We start from the raw sequence: 16,827 nt of genomic DNA on the forward strand, positions 1-16,827 counted from the left end.
CCAACCACTAAAAAGGCTCTGCCGGGTTATCCCGGCAGAGCCTTTTGTCGTTATACAAGAACGGTTTGTTACGGCAGCTCTTCTTCCTCTTCATCAAGCTCTTTTTTGGTGGGGATCAAGTCCTCACGCGAAAGCTTGAGTGGCAGAAGCAGCGCGCCAGAGATGTAGATGGAGGAGAACGTGCCGACGCCAATACCGATCAGCAAGGCGATAGCGAAGTTCTCGATCATATCGCCACCGAGGATTAACAGGGCAAACAGTACCAGCATGGTCGTGCCGGAGGTTGCCAGCGTGCGCGATAGTGTGGCGTTGATGGCTTCGTTGATGATCTGCGTCATATCGTCGATACGTGACGTACGGATATTCTCACGAATACGGTCATAGACGACGATTGTGTCGTTCAATGAGTAGCCGATAACCGCCAGAATCGCCGCCAGCACGGTCAGGTCGAACTCAAGATGAAAGAGTGCGAACACGCCCACGACGATAATCACATCGTGAAGCAGCGCCAACAGCGCACCGATGGCAAACTTGTACTGGAAGCGGAAAGCGACATACAGCATGACCACACCGAGCGCGACCAGCAGGCCAAGGCCGCTTTGATCGCGCAGCTGATCGCCCACCTGGGCGCCAACAAATTCAGCGCGCACCAGAGTAACGCTGTCTCCGCTGGCACTTAGCAGGTTGACAACGTCGCTGCCAACGTCAGGATCAAAGGCCTGTTGCAGGCGAATAAGCACCTCGGTTGATGCGCCGAACGTTTGTACAGAAACATCCTGGAAGCCGCTTTCTACCAGCAGAAGGCGAATGGCATCCAGCGAGGGTGCGGCGCCGTAGCGAACTTCGATCAGTGTGCCGCCAGTGAAGTCGAGCCCCAGGTTGAGCTGTTGGAAGAGCAGGGCGCCAATCGACACGATAAGCATCACTGCCGAGGCGATAAACGCAATGTTGCGCCGCCCCATAAAGTCGATTTGCAGTTGTGATAGGGGTTTCATTGCCACCTCTTACATTCGGGGCTGAGCACGGGGTTCAGATCCATGTTCTTCAGATCCATGTTTTTCAGATCCATAGCTTTTTGACGGGTCGGCTGCCATAGGTCAGGTTGACCAGGGCACGCGTCACCATTAGCGCGGTGAACATGGACGTCAAGATGCCGATAGACAGCGTGACCGCAAAGCCTTTGACGGGGCCGGTACCAATCGAGAACAGAATGATCGCCACTAACAGCGTGGTGATATTGGCATCGACAATCGAGGTAAAGGCACGCTCATAGCCTGCATGAATGGCCTGCTGAATCGACAGCCCGTTACGCAACTCTTCACGTATTCGCTCAAAGATCAGGACGTTGGCATCCACCGCCATGCCCAGCGTTAGCACGATGCCCGCAATGCCAGGCAGGGTGAGCGTGGCGCCCAGCATCGACATGACCGCGACCAGAATCGTCAGGTTAAGGGCGAGCGCAATGTTGGCAAAAATGCCAAACACTTTATAGCGCGCCAGCATAAACAGCACGAGCAGCAGTAGGCCCACCTGAACAGAAAGCAGGCCGCGCTGAATGTTTTCCGCACCCAGGCTTGGGCCGATAGTGCGCTCCTGTACAAAGTAGATCGGCGCCGCCAGCGCACCTGAACGCAGCAGCAGCGACAGTTCGGCAGCTTCAGTGGGAGAGTCGAGCCCGGTGATTCGGAAGCTGTTGCCCAGCGCGCTTTGAATGGTGGCGAGGCTTATCAGGCCGCGCTCTACATAAGGCTCACGCTCAATCGTCTCTTCGCCGGTCTCAGGGTCAATGACGACCGTATCTTCGCTCTTGTGCTCGATAAATAGCACCGCCATATTGCGACCAATATTGGTGCGCGTGGCGCGGTTCATCAGCGTGCCGCCAGTGCCATCCAGGTTGATATTTACCTGCGGACGACCGTTTTCATCAAAACTGTTACTGGCGCTGGAAACGCTGTCGCCGGTAATGATCACATCGCGCATTAGCTCAGCAGAGCGTGATGCATCATTACGGAATACGTGAGTTTCCGTTTCCATACTCGGCGTGTCGTTACGAGCTTCCAGGCGGAACTCAAGGTTGGCGGTCGCGCCCACGATCCGTTTGGCGGCCACTGTGTCCTGTACGCCGGGGAGTTCAACCACGATCTGGTTAGGACCTTGACGCTGCACCATCGGCTCGGCAACACCCAGCTCGTTCACCCGGTTACGCAGGGTGGTCAAGTTTTGGTTGATGGCGTAGTCCTGAATTTCGTTAATGGTCTGATCGCTCAGCGCCATCACCAGCCTGGAGGAGCGGCCGCTGCCTTCATTGGTATAGTCAAAGTTGGGGAAGTCACGGCTGATCAAACGGCGTGCATTGTCGCGGTCTTCAGTGCTTGCAAAGTCGATGGAGAGGGAGCGGCCTTCAACATCGGTATTGCGGTAACGAATACGCTCGCTACGCAACAGCTCGCGCATGGCGCTGGCATTCACTTCCAGGCGCTGGGTGAGTGCCGCTTCCATATCTACTTCCAACAGGAAGTGAACGCCACCGCGCAGGTCAAGCCCCAGTGTCATGGGGGAGGCGGAAAATGCTTGCAGCCAGGCCGGCGTGGCTTCTGCCAGGTTTAGTGCGACCGTCGCGTCATTGCCTAAAAGGTCGGCGGCAATATCGCGAGCATTGAGCTGGTCGTTGTCGTTACGCAGGCGAATCAGCCACAGGCCGTTAACTTCTTCGACGCCTTTAACAGCGATGCCGTTTTCGCCGAGTGCGTTCTCAACGCGTTCAATTTGGCGCTCATTCAGCGTTTCGCCTTGGGCGCTACTGAGCTGAATAGCGGGATCTTCGGGGAATAAGTTGGGAAGCGAATAGATAAGGCCAACCACCAGGACGACCAGTATCAGCAGATACTTCCACAGGGGGTAACGGTTGAGCATGCAAGCCCTGCCTTCAATTACAAACGGAATTGCTGTGCGGGGAGCTCCACGCACAGCAAAATTTACCATCGTATCTACCATGGCACCCCTGCCGGGGTGGCTGGCACTGAATCGGCAGGGGTGTTTTAAGCGTTAGATGGACTTAATGGTGCCCTTCGGCAGCACGGCAGCAACGGCGTTTTTCTGTACGTTGACTTCGGTGCCTTCAGATACTTCCAGGGTCAGGAACTCATCACTGACTTTGGTGACGCGGCCAACCAGGCCACCACCGATCACGACTTCATCGCCTTTGTCCAGGCCGGTGACCAGCTGTTTGTGCTGCTTGGCACGTTTAGCTTGGGGGCGCCACAGCAGGAAATAGAAAATCAGCACAAAGCCGACCAACATAACGATTTGTGCGATGCCACCGCCAGCTGCCCCTTCCTGGGCATGGGCTGATGAGATGAAGAAATCCAGCATTGCAGAGAACTCCTGGGTTAAGACCCTTAATGGGTGAAAGGGTTAGAGGGGGCGCTAATTAACAATTATGTTGATAAGCGGCCCTTGATTCACCCGCCAGAGCGGGTGATGACTATTCGGCCAGGGGAGGCACCGGCAGGCCGCGCCGAGCATAAAAGCCTTCCACAAAGGTCGTCAATGTACCCGCTTCGATTGCCGCGCGCAAATCAGCCATTACACGCTGGTAGTAGCGTAAGTTATGGATGGTATTGAGCATCGAACCGAGCATTTCATTGCAGCGGTCCAGGTGGTGCAAATAGCCGCGCGAGAAATTCTTGCAGGTATAGCAGTCACAGCCCTCTTCAAGGGGGCTGGTGTCATGGCGATGCTTGGCATTACGAATCTTGACTGTACCGTCAGCGGTAAACAGGTGGCCATTACGCGCGTTGCGAGTCGGCATGACGCAGTCGAACATGTCGACGCCCCGGCGCACGCCTTCCACCAGGTCCTCAGGCTTGCCCACGCCCATCAGGTAGCGTGGTTTATCGTCTGGCATCCAGGTGGGCAGGTAATCCAGCACCTTGATCATCTCTTCTTTGGGCTCGCCAACGGAAAGCCCGCCAATTGCCAAGCCGTCAAAGCCGATCTCCAAGAGGCCTTTGAGCGAGCGCTCGCGAAGCTCCGGGTGCATACCGCCCTGAATGATGCCGAAAAGTGCGGAAGGCGAGTCACCGTGGGCATCGCGTGAGCGTTTGGCCCAACGCAGCGACAGCTCCATGGATTTCTCGGCTTCCTCATAAGTGGCCGGGTAGGGCGTGCACTCGTCAAAAATCATGACCACATCAGAGCCCAGCGAGCGCTGCACGGCCATGGACTCTTCCGGCCCCATAAAGACCTTGCTGCCATCCACCGGCGAGCGGAAGTGCACGCCCTGCTCGGTGATCTTGCGCGTCTCGCCTAATGAGAACACCTGAAAGCCGCCGGAGTCGGTGAGGATCGGCTTGTCCCACTGGGCGAAGTCGTGCAGGTCACCGTGGGCTTCAATGACCTCGGTACCCGGGCGCAACCACAGGTGGAAGGTGTTGCCCAGAATGATTTCAGCGCCGATCTCCTTGATGGAGTCTGGCGTCATGCCTTTTACCGTGCCGTAAGTGCCCACGGGCATAAACGCAGGGGTTTCGACCGTGCCACGGGGGAAGTGGAGGCGACCGCGACGAGCGCGGCCGTCGTCGGCCAAGCGCTCAAAGCGCATAAAGCATTCGTTTCGCATTGTGGTAACTCGTCAAAAAATCATCGGTAAAACGCTAAGGGCAACGTAAAGGCGCTTAGCGGGTGAGCAGCATCGCATCGCCATAACTAAAGAAAGCGTAGCGTTCGGCAACGGCTTCACGGTAGGCGTTCATCATCGTGTCATAACCGGCAAACGCCGACACCAGCATCAAAAGTGTCGATTCCGGCAGGTGGAAGTTGGTAATCAACGCATCCACACAGCGCCACTCGTAGCCGGGGTAGATGAAAATATCCGTATCCCCGCTGTAGGGCGCTATCTGCCCATCGCTGCTTTTCTGGCAGGCGCTTTCCAAACAGCGCACGCTGGTGGTGCCCACGGCAATGACCCGGTTGCCTGCGGCTTGCGCCTCGCGTACCTGCTGGCAGGTGGCTTCTGACACCTCGATCCATTCGCTGTGCATATGGTGTTCAAGAATATTGTCCACCCGTACCGGCTGAAAAGTGCCCGCGCCCACATGCAGAGTGACAAACGCGCTGTTGACTCCTTTTTCAGCCAGGGCATCCAGCAGCGGTTGGTCGAAATGTAGGCCCGCCGTGGGAGCGGCCACGGCGCCATCTCGGCGGGCATAAACGGTTTGATAGCGCTCGCGGTCGCTGAGTTCATCTTCCCGGGTGATATAAGGCGGCAGTGGCATATGGCCATGCTGCTCCAGCAGCGCGATCATTGGCGTCTCGCCTAAAAAGCGCAGCTCAAACAACGCGTCGCGGCGGCCTTCTACCACGGCGTGAATATCACCTTCAAAGATCAGCTCGGTGCCGGGCTTGGGCGACTTGCTCGAGCGGATATGTGCCAGGCCCCGGTGGCTGTCCAGCGGGCGCTCAAGCAGCATCTCCACTTTGCCGCCGCTGGCTTTATGGCCGTGTAGGCGGGCAGGAATCACTCGTGTGTCATTAAACACCAGCAAATCGCCGGGGTTTAAACGCTCAAGAAGGTCCGTGAACTGGCGATGCTCAAGCGCGCCGCTCTGGCCATCCACGCACAGCAAACGACAGTCGCTGCGCTGCTCAGAAGGGTAGCGAGCAATCAGCTCATCGGGTAGCTCGAAATAAAAGTCCGCGCGCTGCATGGGTTGGCTCTTAACGGTGGTCAAACAGGCGGCATAGGATACCCCCTTCGCTAGATAAAGTCAGTCAATGTGATTGACCTGCGTGGTTATCTCCGTATAATGCGCATCCATTGCCGGTGTGGCGGAATTGGTAGACGCAGCGGATTCAAAATCCGCCGCCTTTACGGGTGTGCCAGTTCGAGTCTGGCCACCGGCACCAAATTTTAGGGCTTAGCGTTCATCGCTAGGCCCTTTTTTGGTTTTTGGCATTCCAAAAAATACCATAAAGCATTGCAAACATTGCTCATACCCTCCTTTTCTCACACCATCCATTGGCTCGACATCTAACATTTGATGACACTCATCTAAACTACACTCCACAGTGACAGTGCCGTTGTTGTAGACGGCAATTGCATGCCATGGATACAGGTGCTTGATTAACGGCCTGGCACGCTTTATAGCGAGCAGGGAGCTCAATAATGGCCGAACACACGACGCGGGCACTCAGCGAGGTTCTGAACCACCTTGAACACTCGGTTCAAGGGCAAAAAGTAACGATCGGGTCGCTTGTGGACGAGCTTGGTGCGCACTCCTTTGCGTCACTGATGCTCATGTTTGCCCTCATTTCGACGTCTCCCGCAAGCTCGATTCCGGGAGTCACTGCCATTGTGGCCTTCATTGAGTTTATTCTCGTAGCGCAGATAATGCTGGGGCGGGATTGCCTCTGGCTGCCAGGCTTCATTTCACGCAAAGCGCTGTCTACCCATAAACTCTGTAAAGGGATTAACTGGCTGCGCAAACCGGTGCACTTTGTTGAGCGTTTTCTCAAACCGCGCTGGGTATTTTTCGTCAAGCCGCCCTGGTTGTACCTGCCTCTCGCCGTTATCCTGGCCGTGACACCCTTTATGCCGTTTATGGAAGTCATCCCCACGTCGGGTTCAATAGCATCTGCGGCTATCGCCTGCTTCGCGGCCGGGCTCTTAACCAGAGACGGGTTGCTTGCCATGGTTTCTATCCTGTTTTTGGCCTCGGTGCCTTTCGTGATCGGGTATGTAGGGTTCAGTGGGTAGGTAAATCGTTTGCCTGAATGCAGCAAGAAGTTGGCGTATTTGCAGGCAAGCATTTTAAATGTAAACGCGGTAATCTCAGCTGTATTTCTTATGACGGAGAGACTCCATGAGCATTACTTATTACGAAAGCAATGCACGTATGAGCCAAGTGGCTATTCATAACGGCACGGTTTATCTAGCAGGCCAAGTGCCCGCCGACGCCACGGCAGATATGCGTGGCCAGACCGAACAAGTGCTTGCGCGTATTGATGAGCTGCTGGCTCAGGCAGGGTCCTCAAAAGAGCACCTGATTTCTGCCCAGGTATGGGTAACCGATATGGCCGAGTTTGATCAGATGAACGCGGCATGGGAAGCGTGGGTAGTCGCAGGGCGTACCCCGGTTCGCGCCGCGCTTGAAGCCAAGCTTGCCAAGCCTGAGTGGAAAGTGGAAATCATGGTTATCGCGGCACTGCCTAACGCTTGATTTGTAACGTTCGGGTAGCGCTAGTATCGAGAAAGCCCCTGCCTTGGCAGGGGCTTTCCTGTAAAAAGAGTTGCCTTATCAAGCGTGCCCTTTAATAGCCTGCTCAAGCGTTGCCAGCCGGCCCGGCACCAGGGCATCCGCTACGGCGGTAATGCGTATCACGTTGGCGAGCGCCGGGTGCGCCAGGCGAGCGACAAGCACACCTTCTGAAAGCAGTTGCTGATGTACGTGGACGGCCAGTTCCTCACTGGGCAGGCGAATGCCGATAAAGTTGGTGGCACTCGGCAGTACATCGGCCCCTAAAGAGCGAAAGTGCTCGGCCAACTGCTCTCGGCGGGCTTTTACATCTGCCACGTGCTGGCGCACTTCTTCAGGATGGTCGAGTACTACTTCGGCGGCGGCCAGCGTCAGTGCGGAAACCGCGTAGTGAATACGCACCTTCATCATCATAGCCAGTACGTCAGGCTCTGCAATGGCGTAGCCAATGCGCAGCCCCGCTAAGCCGTGGGCTTTGGAAAGCGTGCGCAGGCGAATCACGCCGGGTAGCGCGTTAGCCGAAAACTCGCTTCCCGCATCATCACGAAAATCGCCATAGGCTTCATCCAGCAGCAGCCAGCAGGTATCTGGCAGCGCTTGGCGAAGCTTGATAATGGCGCTGTCGCTGTGCAGGTGGCCGCTGGGGTTATCCGGGTTGGCCAGGTAAACGAGGCGGGTGTTTTCCTGTTGCGCGGCGGTGGCCAGCGCTTCCAGGTCCGGCGCCAGCACGCCGGGCGCTTCATGGTAGCCAGGTTCAATCAGGCGGCAGCCTTGGCCTTTCGCAAAGTAGCCAAACGTGGGATAGGTGCCCGCCGTGCATACCACCGTAGCGCCGGGCTCGCAGGTAGTGCGTAGCGCCAGCGCAATCAGGCTATCGGCACCCGCATCAACCAACAGGTGATCAAAAGGCGTGCCTAGCTGGGCGCTTAACCGGGTACGCACACCAAACGCCTCGGCGTCGCCATAGCTGTAAGCGTGCGCCGCCAGTGCATCACCAAAGTGCTCGCGCAGTGCCTGGTGAGGCATGTCCAGCCCTTCGTTGGAACCCAACTGATGGGGGATCGCTCGGCCCAGGCGGCGTTCAAGTACTTTAATTCCCGGAAAGGGGTTAACCGGGCCTTCGCCGGTAAGGTGCTCGGGGTAGCGGGGCATGGCGGTTTCCTGCAATGAAAGTGAAGCGTGGGCGTGAATGTAATTGCTGAGCGTTTAAGTCGCTAGTGGGTTAATGATTACATAAAGCGTTTGGGAGAGTGAATCGGTGAGTCGAGTCATCCAGTAGGTGTCGCCTTGCATTGTGTCTGGCAAGATAGTCGTTTTCGAAACCCTATCGATCAAGGACACGGCATGGCCCACCTGCTACGCATCGTGATGATTCACGGCCACCTTGAAGGCGTGGTTGAACTCAGTGTGGACGGCCACACCAATATTTGCGGCACCAACGCCTCGGGCAAGACCACGCTCCAGCGCCTGGTGCCGGTGTTTTATGGCGAGCTGCCCAATAAGGTAGTGCCCAAAACGCGCATGAAGTTTGATGCGTTTTACCTGCCGCATCGCAATAGCTACCTGGTGTATGAATACCGCCGCGAAGCAGGCAATATCTGCCAGGCAGTGTTGACTCGTAAGCAAGAGGGCGGGGTAGAGTACCGCTTTGTGGGCGGGCCTTATCAGCCGGAAGATTATTTGGTGGAGAGCGAGGCGGGCGTGACTGCACTCGACTACACACAGTGGGCCAGCGGCCTGCGCCGTAGCGGCACGCCGGTGTCGTCCAAGCTGGGCGCGACCTCTGAATTTCGCTCGGTGATCCAAAACGACTTTACCCAGCTGCACGGCAATAGTCGCGACGGCCTCAAACTGCGCCAGATCGCCGCGCAGTTCAGTCTGGTCAAGCCCGAGCGGCGTATTCGCCATATTGAAAAGTTGGTGTCGGCGGTGCATGCCAAAGAGGGCAAGATGGATACCCTCAAAACCATGCTGGCGGCGATTTTCGAAGAGGATGGCGTTGAGCTGCCGGTGACGCGGATTCGTAACACCAAGGCGCGTGAATGGATTGCCCAGATGCGCCAATCCATGCGCCTGGAGCCACTGCAGGCGTCGCTCGCCCGGCTTGCCGGGATTGACCGCGAACTCGCCCATCTTGATGCCACCTTATGGCAGCTTAAACCCCAGCTTGAAGATGACCGCCAGCAGGCTGAGCGGCGCATGGCCGATGTGGACGCCGAGCTTGCCCGCCATCAGCGCGATTTCCAGCAGCGGGAAAGCGACTACGCCCAGGCGCGGGATGAGCTTAATGACCGCCACAGCGAAGTGGTCAGCGATTTACAGCAGACCCAGTGCCGCCTTAATGATCTACAAACCCAGTACGAGCACTATTTCGAGGCGGATATGCCCGCCCTGGAGCGTGATATCAATGCGCTGCCCCAGTGGCGCGAGCAGCGCGATCAGCTGCGTGCCCACCTGAACGTGATGCAGGATGCGGTAAAAGAGAGCCAGGCGCGGCTTGATGGACGCCTGCGTGAACTTTCCGAGGCGCTGGCCCGCCAGACCGGTGAAGCCCAGGAATTGATCGACGCCCTGGTGGAAGAGAAAGCCCTGCGCCGTGAACAGCAGTGGGAAGCCGAGCAGAAGCTTAATGAGCGCTATCAACAGGAGCGCCAGCGCCTGGACGGTGAGTATCAGGCGCAGCTTGAATTGGGCGTTGAGCAGCTGGCCGAGCTAAAAGCCCAGCTCTCACTTTCGACTCAAACCGCCGAAGAAGCTGCTGATGCTGAGCTTGCCCAAGCGCGCCTGGACCAGGCCCAGCAGGAGCGTAACGCATCGGCCGCCACGCTAGACGGCCTGCGCCGCGAGTTTGAAAACAACCGCCGCGGCAGGGACGATGCCGAGCAGCAACTGGTTCAGCTTCGCCAACAGCTTGAGCGCGCCGAGCAGCGCAGCTACGCGCTTTACCAGCAGCGTGACCCTGAACAGGGCAGCCTGCGCCATTTTCTGCGCTACCATCGCCCCGGTTGGGAGCAGCAGTTAGGCAAAGTGATTGCCCTGGAATTGCTGGAACGACGCGATCTAGCACCTCAACTAGCCGACGGCGGCAGTGATGACCTGTTTGGGCTGGCGCTGGATCTCTCGGCCATTGCCTTGCCCGATTACGCCCAGGACGAAGCCACGCTGCTCGCCGCCATTGAAGAAGCAGATAGCGCCAAACGGCGCGCGCAGGCAGAGTGCCAAACGGCCGAGAAAGCGCTTAAACAGCATAACGAGCGCGTCCAACAGGCCGATGAAGCCCAGGACCAGGGCCGTATGGCCCATAAGCGTGCCGAGCAGGAAGTTGAGTTTGCGACCGAGGCGCGCCGCCAGCAGCAAGAGCGCCACGCCAAGCATCAACAGGAGCGCCGCGCCGCGCATCAAGCCGCGTTAGCTCGCTTGGAACAAACACAAACCGAGCTGCGTGAAGAGAAACAGCAAGCCCTTAACGCGCTTGGTGAAACCCATCAAAGCCAGCTGCTGGAGCTAAAAGCCGACGGCCAAAGCCAGGTGGATAGCCTGGATGCCCAGCTGCGCCAGTATAAGCAGCAGCTAAGCGATGCCAACACCGAACACCAGCGCCAGCGAGCGGAACTGGAAGAAGCTTTTAGCCAGGAGCTGGCCGAACAGGGCGTCGACCCGGCAAAGCTAAAAGACACCAAGGCGCGGCTGGCAAGCCAAGAGGAACGCATCCGCGTTACCGCCGCCCGTCAGGATGAGCTTATCGAATACACCCGCTTTATGCGCGTGGAGTGGGGGCAGCACAAGCCGCAGCTGGTCACCCAGGAAGCCGAACTCGAACAAGCCGAACAGCAGCTTCAACGCGATAAAGAGCGTTTGAAAAACGATTTTCAGGCCGCGCGTAAAACGCACCAAAGCACCGTCAGCACGCTTAAAACGCAGCGCGAAAGCGAACACACCAGCCTGGAAGCCTTAAAGCCACTGCTGACACAGTTGGAAGGCCTCGCCATTGAACCCGATGGCCAGGCCCCGGCGGCGCCGCTGGGCGATGTGGACGAGCGCATTGAGCGCGCCCGCCAGGCATTGGGCAGTCGCCATCAGCTCATCGAGCAGCTGCGCCGGGGCTGCCTGGAGGTTGAAAGCCAACTGATCAAGGACGCCAGCAGCGGCTTTGCTGAAGCGTTGGAAAGCGAGCGCAGCAAGCTGCAAAGCGACAACCCGCGCCTACAGCTGCCGCTACTGCGCGACATGCTCAAACTGCTTGAAGACCAACAACAGCAGTTGATTCAGGAAGGCCGCAACCTGAGCGATGACCTGGATAAATTCTTTACCGTGTTCCGCGACTTGAACCGTCGCATCAGCGCCCAGAGCCGTCGGCTTTCGGAAGAAGTCGCCGACGACCTACGGCTGGAAGGCATCACCAAGGCCGAAGTGCGTATTCAGTCCACCATCGATGAACTGGGCTTCTGGGAGCCGCTTAAGCTGTTCGCTCAGCGCTATAAAGAGTGGCGTGAGTCCGGCCAGACGCTGCCCAGCGACGACTACCTGAACACCCTGGCCGATGTGGTCGATTTACTGCGTAGCGACCAGCAGTACAGCTTCGAAAGCCTGCTGCGCCTGGAGCTGCACCTGAACGAAGGCGGCACGGACCTGGTGATCAAGAACGACCGCCAGCTGCTGGAGTCTTCCAGCCACGGCATGGCCTACCTGATTCTGTGTAAATTTCTACTGGCGTTTACCCGCCTGCTGCGTGGTGACGCAGAAATCGCCATCCACTGGCCCATCGATGAGATCGGCACCTTGGCCTATCACAACGTAGAAAAGCTGTTTGAGGCCTGTGACAGCAACCGCATTCATATTGTCGGCGCGTTCCCCAATCCTGAATCCGACGTGCTGCTGCTGTTCGCCAATCGCTACTTGATTGACCGCGATAACGCTAACGCCAATAAACGGGTGTTAAAACGCATTGAACCGCGCCTGAGCCGCTTGGCCGAGCGGCTCCAGGAACGTCAGCAGGAGGTGACGGTATGATCGAACATGGCCCACTGCTTGAGCGGTTACTCGCCGGGGAATTTGTCTGCCCGGTCAGCGATGAAAGCGGCTATCGCCACTTGAGCAACGCAGAAACCCGCGAGGAGATCGATACCTATCTGCGGCCACTTAACCGGCGGCTGGCTAGCAATGAAGAGGGCAGTGTCTATTTTCTGGCCTGGCGACAGCTCAATGACAGCGCTCGGGATCAGCTCTCACGCCAACTGGGTGAGACGCTCAACAGCCTGCTGCCGCTGCTGGAGTGGCTACAGCTGGTGCAAGAAGCGCTGGGCCGCGATACGCTGGCGGCCCCCGGCGATGTACTCAAACCGGCCGAATTCAGCGCCAAGTGTGAAGACAACCAAAGCCTGCGCGAGCGCCTGGAACGCCTGGCCACCGACAGCTTTTTTGGCTCGCAAAGCGACCAGCTAGATGCCCAGGTAAAACAGGTCTTCAAACGCCTGAAAGAGCACGGCTACCTGCTCCAGCCGCATTCCGAGCGCCAGGTATTTGTGATCACCGGCAAGATTGATTACTTGGTGGACCTGGTGCGCTTTATTCGCGATGAAGAGAACCTGCCGATTGATGCCGAAGGAGAAGAAGGCACGCAGGAGGCCCTCTTGTGAATAAGAGCGTGGGCAAAAGTGTGAACGAGCTGGAGAGTCGCCTGCTCAAAACAGGCGCTGAGCGCTTGGCGCTACTGGGCAAGCATTCTGAAACGCTGATGCAGGCCTACACCCGCGATGAAGTGCCGCTGGAATCGCTCAGCGATAGCGCGCTGCGCAAGATGCTGGCGGCGCGTATTCTGTGGCGCCCGGATGAGCAGAGCGGCGTGAAGCTTGCCCCAAAGGTGCGCGAGCTGATCGCCGAAATGCTCGCCGACGAGACCCGCCGCCATGTGAATGCCGACGTAGCGGAAACCCTGGAGCTGATTCGCTCCTTGGTACACAGCTACCGCGAGGCGCGCAGCCGTGGCGAGCACTGGAAGCTAGAGCAGCAGCTGATGCGCCTGCGCCAGGAGGTCGACGATCTTAACGGCCGCTTCGCCGATGCCATCGACAGCCTTTGGCAGCGGTTAAATAGTGATTTCGGCTTCGTCAGCCAGCTTAACGATAAAATCCGTGAAAACGACCGCGCCCAGAAACAGATCGCCAGGCTGCTGGATGGCCTGGCACTGATTAACTTTGACGAGTTGATAGAGCTGGTAGGCAGCGACGGCAGCCTGCGCAAACTATTGATCAGCCAGCTTCAGCAGCAGTTAAGTAACCACTACACCGGTTTGCGCGAAGTGCAGCGGCGCTTGATTGAGCTGATGGCGCGCTTTCGCAAGCAGCAGGCGCGCAGCCGCCTGATTAGCGGCATGGCCGCGTTTATGCGCGAGCACCCAGGCTTCGTGCCCGGCAACTACGCTCGGCGCAGCGAGGTGCCCGCGCTGGTCAATCAAGCCGCCCCGCTAAACGCGGCGGCCGCCCCGGCGCTTGACCGCAATCTCGATAACCAAGTGCTCGCCGACCTGCTGCACCAACTACCCCAGCCGCGCCACACCACGCAAACGGTGGAAGCAGCCGCACCCGCCCAGGCACAGGAAAGCAGCTTGGCCGCCGCCCGCCAACAGGTGCTAAAGCAGGATGTCGAACACTTCTATTTAAGCGTGATCGACCAGCCCCAGGCTGAGCCGGTCAGCGCGCTTGAATACCTGCACGAAAGCCCGCTGGAGTGGCCGGATGAGATCTGGCTGTTCCAGGTGATTGCCGAGTACCAGGGCCTGCCGCGCAACGACCAGCGCGCGTTTCGCCTTACACAGCAGGAGACCCAGGCGAGTGCCTACAATCACCTGCGCCTGATCCATGACGTTGAACTACAGCTGGCCGTATGAACCTACCCAGCCGCGCACGCAATGGGCTGAACGGTGTAGCCCGCGAACTGCTCCGCCAGCCCACAGTGGAGAAGCCCCGTGGCCAATGGGTAAACGACGTAGTGGCCTGGTGCCATCAGCATGATATTGACTTGGCCACACGAATAACCAGTAAAACGCTGCGGTTTGATGGCGCCTTGCTGGCGCAGATTAACGATGTATTAGACAGCGCCCGAATAGCGCCACTAGGCCGCTCCCTCAGCGGCCTGACCAGCAGCGCCCAAGCAAAAGAGGGTGTAGAAGAAGACAAGGCAACCCGTGAAAGCCCCCGCGCACGACGAGTGCTCGTAAGCTTTCCCCCTCAGCCAATAGCAGGGCTTGCCATCGAGCCACGGGCTATTCGCGATGTGGATGTACACACACTAAAGCTGAGTGCGTTCAGCGCCATGATTCAGGTCGAAAACCTGGACAGCTTCTATGAGTTTTCGGCAGAACTACCAGCGCTAAGCGACTATGTTAATCCGCTGGTCGTCTACCGCGGCGATAGCCACTACGGCGGCGGCTTTGCCTTACTGGCCGATGCTTGGCACAAAACCCAACGGCCGCATATTTACGCTGGTGACTTCGATGTAAAAGGCGTCACGTTAGTGCTTGATAGCAGCGCTACTCACTTGCTGCTGCCCACCATCGGATGGCTTACTCAAAACGCCACGCCATTCCACGTGCCTGCTGAGCAGTTTCCCTACCAACGGCGGCTGCGCCAGCATCTTGCCGCGCTGCCTTCGGCCCACCCGTTGCACGACTACCTGACGTTGCTGTTGGAGAAGCAGCGGGGGCTTAAGCAGCAGTGGTTTGGTGGGGAGATGGTTTGTGTGGGGCTGGTGTAATTGCTTACCTATTTATCGCGAGACCCATGTATTGTGCCCTTCGACCGTAGGCGCATTGCTGAGTGATGCGCCAGCGGCAATATGATTGAAACCGGCAAAACGTGCTTGCACGCGAATTTTGAATATATAGCCAAATTTTTCTTTGCTCCCAGCAGAAACAATGGGGTAGAGTCAAATGAGGCGGCTCTATAACCTCAATGAATGAGCGGGCACGTTTATTGAGGTTATGTAGACTTCCGTATAATCACTGTTAGGTCTCAACAGCCAAGTATCTCGGGGGAGCAAGCTGTGGTCATCCTTTTCTTTGTAGCGCTTATCTTGGCTTGGCCAACCGCAGGCCTCTCCATCGTTGCGTATATCGTGCTTCTATTCGCGCGAGGATTCTTTCAGGCAAAAGAGAGAATGCACCATGCTGACAAGCTACGAGCGCATCGAGAAATCAGTTCGGGGGACGGGAGATTGCCATCTTGGATAGGAAACAAAGACGAAGTCGAAGTGTTTCTTTACGCCGTTCAGAACGTCGCTAGACGTAATGGCGTGTCCGAATCGTTCTTTGAACACTCACTTTCAAATGAAAGGATAGCCAAGTCAATCTTTCAGTACGCTGGAGCGATGGAGGCACAAGGTGCTTCATTCATAGACCAGCAACGAGCTGTTGTGGAAAGACTTGTTGAGATGCAGAGCAGTGGAGTTGTCGCAGAACATGCGAACTCCAGCAGCAAAGGCGCGCAAGTACATAAACTGCGCTACTGGCTGGAGAACGAAACCTCTTGGGTACCGGAACGGCAACTATCCGATGATGAGCTACTGAAAACAAGAAAGTTGGCGCTTGGAGATGCCATTTCCGGAGAGCTTCGCTATCCGAAAGTGAGCCACGTACCTGATGAAATACTGCTCATGGAGGAGCTTGAGGATCTCCACCTTCAGCTTAACGATTTAGATTCCCTACCTCCGGCTGTATGCAACATTGCCGGCCTAAAGAAGCTCAGACTAGGCGGCAATAGCTTAACGTCACTTCCAAAGGCAATTGGAAAGTTGAAGAACCTAGAGCTATTGACGCTTTGGTCCAACAACCTCAGTGAGCTTCCGCTTGAAATCGGCGATCTAGTCAATCTAAAAGCATTAAACATTGCGCACAATGAACATCTGACTCGCTTACCCGATAGCATAGTTTCATTGAGTAAACTTGAAGAGTTCGATTGGTATGGACAAGAAGAGAACACACTGACAGAGCGGCAAGAACTATGGCTACGAGAACTCCAAGCAGGCGGGTGTCAACTCCAGCTTTCGCGCGAGCTAGAAGAGTTGCTTCACAGCACTGTGCCAGGGACGTCGTCGCCTGCACGGGGTTGAGACCTAACAATTCGTTCCAGCCGATGCCGCCGCTTCGCGGCACGGCTTAACTCAGGCGTTATAAACCACAGGGAAAGTATCATGGACCTCACTACAACAATAAATTTCACTCCAGCGGAAGAAGCTGAGATATCTGAAATTCTTGGGTGCTCTGTAGCTGACTTAAATGGAAAGTTAAACTCTTACGTTAGTGCGTCATTCAAAGAATATTTAAGCATGGTTCGCGGCCAAAAGGTTTTTAAGCGCGGGAGCGACATGCTTGAATATCGTTTATTTCTATTAATTGAATCTGCTTTTGGCGGCACAGTCCCAGATGAAAGGACAGTAAGTAGTTTGTTCCAAACAACTCTCACTGAAAGTCGATCATTAATCCGCGCCGTAATTTCAAAATATCAGTATCAACTTAGAACATAAGTGGTTACGCAAAAGTTATTGAGTAATCAGTGCCGTAACCATTGCATACGTT

Annotated in this window: 14 protein-coding genes and 1 tRNA gene; 9 read left to right on the plus strand and 6 right to left on the minus strand. The window is 56.7% G+C overall.

Annotated features, from left to right (window positions below; all coding sequences use genetic code 11):
• Nucleotides 1-68: 68 nt before the first annotated feature.
• The 5 genes from secF to queA form a co-directional block, all read right to left on the minus strand.
• Complete coding sequence (secF, locus tag CZ787_RS04360) at nt 69-995, minus strand: protein translocase subunit SecF (RefSeq protein WP_087106566.1); 927 nt, start codon at nt 993-995, stop codon at nt 69-71.
• A gap of 64 nt (nt 996-1,059) precedes the next feature.
• Nucleotides 1,060-2,913 carry a protein translocase subunit SecD gene (gene secD / locus CZ787_RS04365; RefSeq protein WP_087106568.1) on the minus strand — a complete coding sequence of 618 codons (1,854 nt, stop codon included), beginning with the start codon at nt 2,911-2,913 and terminating at the stop codon, nt 1,060-1,062.
• A 132-nt stretch (nt 2,914-3,045) separates the two neighbouring features.
• Nucleotides 3,046-3,372 carry a preprotein translocase subunit YajC gene (yajC, locus tag CZ787_RS04370; RefSeq protein WP_087106571.1) on the minus strand — a complete coding sequence of 109 codons (327 nt, stop codon included), beginning with the start codon at nt 3,370-3,372 and terminating at the stop codon, nt 3,046-3,048.
• 112 nt (nt 3,373-3,484) lie between these two features.
• Nucleotides 3,485-4,621, minus strand: coding sequence for a tRNA guanosine(34) transglycosylase Tgt (gene tgt, locus CZ787_RS04375; protein WP_172118623.1), 1,137 nt, complete (start codon nt 4,619-4,621; stop codon nt 3,485-3,487).
• Between the two features lie 55 nt (nt 4,622-4,676).
• Nucleotides 4,677-5,708, minus strand: coding sequence for a tRNA preQ1(34) S-adenosylmethionine ribosyltransferase-isomerase QueA (queA, locus tag CZ787_RS04380; RefSeq protein ID WP_087106575.1), 1,032 nt, complete (start codon nt 5,706-5,708; stop codon nt 4,677-4,679).
• A gap of 112 nt (nt 5,709-5,820) precedes the next feature.
• On the opposite strand from queA, the gene CZ787_RS04385 reads away from it, so the two are divergent.
• The 3 genes from CZ787_RS04385 to CZ787_RS04395 all read left to right on the plus strand — a co-directional run bounded on the left by CZ787_RS04385 (nt 5,821) and on the right by CZ787_RS04395 (nt 7,220).
• A tRNA-Leu gene (locus tag CZ787_RS04385) sits at nt 5,821-5,907 on the plus strand.
• A 259-nt stretch (nt 5,908-6,166) separates the two neighbouring features.
• Complete coding sequence (locus tag CZ787_RS04390) at nt 6,167-6,757, plus strand: exopolysaccharide biosynthesis protein (RefSeq protein ID WP_087106577.1); 591 nt, start codon at nt 6,167-6,169, stop codon at nt 6,755-6,757.
• A gap of 106 nt (nt 6,758-6,863) precedes the next feature.
• Nucleotides 6,864-7,220: a RidA family protein gene (locus CZ787_RS04395; protein ID WP_087106579.1), complete on the plus strand. Its 357-nt coding sequence runs from the start codon at nt 6,864-6,866 to the stop codon at nt 7,218-7,220.
• 78 nt (nt 7,221-7,298) lie between these two features.
• Here the strand turns inward: CZ787_RS04395 and CZ787_RS04400 are convergent, their stop codons facing one another.
• Nucleotides 7,299-8,408 (minus strand): pyridoxal phosphate-dependent aminotransferase, encoded by a 1,110-nt coding sequence (locus CZ787_RS04400; RefSeq protein ID WP_087106581.1) that lies wholly within the window; start codon nt 8,406-8,408, stop codon nt 7,299-7,301.
• 192 nt (nt 8,409-8,600) lie between these two features.
• Here CZ787_RS04400 and CZ787_RS04405 point away from each other — a divergent pair, with 192 nt between their 5' ends.
• The 6 genes from CZ787_RS04405 to CZ787_RS04430 all read left to right on the plus strand — a co-directional run bounded on the left by CZ787_RS04405 (nt 8,601) and on the right by CZ787_RS04430 (nt 16,775).
• A complete protein-coding gene (locus CZ787_RS04405) occupies nt 8,601-12,266 on the plus strand; it encodes an ATP-binding protein (RefSeq protein WP_087106583.1) in 3,666 nt (1,221 codons plus the stop codon).
• Entirely contained in the window at nt 12,263-12,892 is a 630-nt protein-coding gene (locus CZ787_RS04410) for a hypothetical protein (RefSeq protein ID WP_087106585.1), read from the plus strand. Before CZ787_RS04405 ends, CZ787_RS04410 begins: the two co-directional genes overlap by 4 nt.
• Nucleotides 12,889-14,142 carry a hypothetical protein gene (locus CZ787_RS04415; protein ID WP_254908566.1) on the plus strand — a complete coding sequence of 418 codons (1,254 nt, stop codon included), beginning with the start codon at nt 12,889-12,891 and terminating at the stop codon, nt 14,140-14,142. The genes CZ787_RS04410 and CZ787_RS04415 overlap by 4 nt, the downstream gene beginning before the upstream one ends.
• Entirely contained in the window at nt 14,139-15,008 is an 870-nt protein-coding gene (locus CZ787_RS04420) for a DUF7281 domain-containing protein (RefSeq protein ID WP_087106587.1), read from the plus strand. The genes CZ787_RS04415 and CZ787_RS04420 overlap by 4 nt, the downstream gene beginning before the upstream one ends.
• A gap of 288 nt (nt 15,009-15,296) precedes the next feature.
• Nucleotides 15,297-16,361, plus strand: coding sequence for a leucine-rich repeat domain-containing protein (locus tag CZ787_RS04425; protein WP_087106589.1), 1,065 nt, complete (start codon nt 15,297-15,299; stop codon nt 16,359-16,361).
• A gap of 81 nt (nt 16,362-16,442) precedes the next feature.
• Complete coding sequence (locus tag CZ787_RS04430) at nt 16,443-16,775, plus strand: hypothetical protein (RefSeq protein ID WP_217883844.1); 333 nt, start codon at nt 16,443-16,445, stop codon at nt 16,773-16,775.
• Nucleotides 16,776-16,827: the final 52 nt, after the last annotated feature.

The organism is Halomonas citrativorans, assembly GCF_900163645.1.
In the GTDB taxonomy this organism is placed as follows: Bacteria; Pseudomonadota; Gammaproteobacteria; order Pseudomonadales; family Halomonadaceae; genus Vreelandella; species Vreelandella citrativorans.

Bases quoted from the DNA above. Each gene is read 5' to 3' on its own strand.
- CZ787_RS04395 (WP_087106579.1), top strand. From the start codon at position 6,864: ATGAGCATTACTTATTACGAAAGCAATGCACGTATGAGCCAAGTGGCT.
- CZ787_RS04390 (WP_087106577.1), top strand. From the start codon at position 6,167: ATGGCCGAACACACGACGCGGGCACTCAGCGAGGTTCTGAACCACCTT.
- CZ787_RS04420 (WP_087106587.1), top strand. From the start codon at position 14,139: ATGAACCTACCCAGCCGCGCACGCAATGGGCTGAACGGTGTAGCCCGC.
- tgt (WP_172118623.1), bottom strand. From the start codon at position 4,621: ATGCGAAACGAATGCTTTATGCGCTTTGAGCGCTTGGCCGACGACGGC.
- CZ787_RS04430 (WP_217883844.1), top strand. From the start codon at position 16,443: ATGGACCTCACTACAACAATAAATTTCACTCCAGCGGAAGAAGCTGAG.
- secF (WP_087106566.1), bottom strand. From the start codon at position 995: ATGAAACCCCTATCACAACTGCAAATCGACTTTATGGGGCGGCGCAAC.
- CZ787_RS04405 (WP_087106583.1), top strand. From the start codon at position 8,601: ATGGCCCACCTGCTACGCATCGTGATGATTCACGGCCACCTTGAAGGC.
- secD (WP_087106568.1), bottom strand. From the start codon at position 2,913: ATGCTCAACCGTTACCCCCTGTGGAAGTATCTGCTGATACTGGTCGTC.
- CZ787_RS04410 (WP_087106585.1), top strand. From the start codon at position 12,263: ATGATCGAACATGGCCCACTGCTTGAGCGGTTACTCGCCGGGGAATTT.
- yajC (WP_087106571.1), bottom strand. From the start codon at position 3,372: ATGCTGGATTTCTTCATCTCATCAGCCCATGCCCAGGAAGGGGCAGCT.
- queA (WP_087106575.1), bottom strand. From the start codon at position 5,708: ATGCAGCGCGCGGACTTTTATTTCGAGCTACCCGATGAGCTGATTGCT.
- CZ787_RS04400 (WP_087106581.1), bottom strand. From the start codon at position 8,408: ATGCCCCGCTACCCCGAGCACCTTACCGGCGAAGGCCCGGTTAACCCC.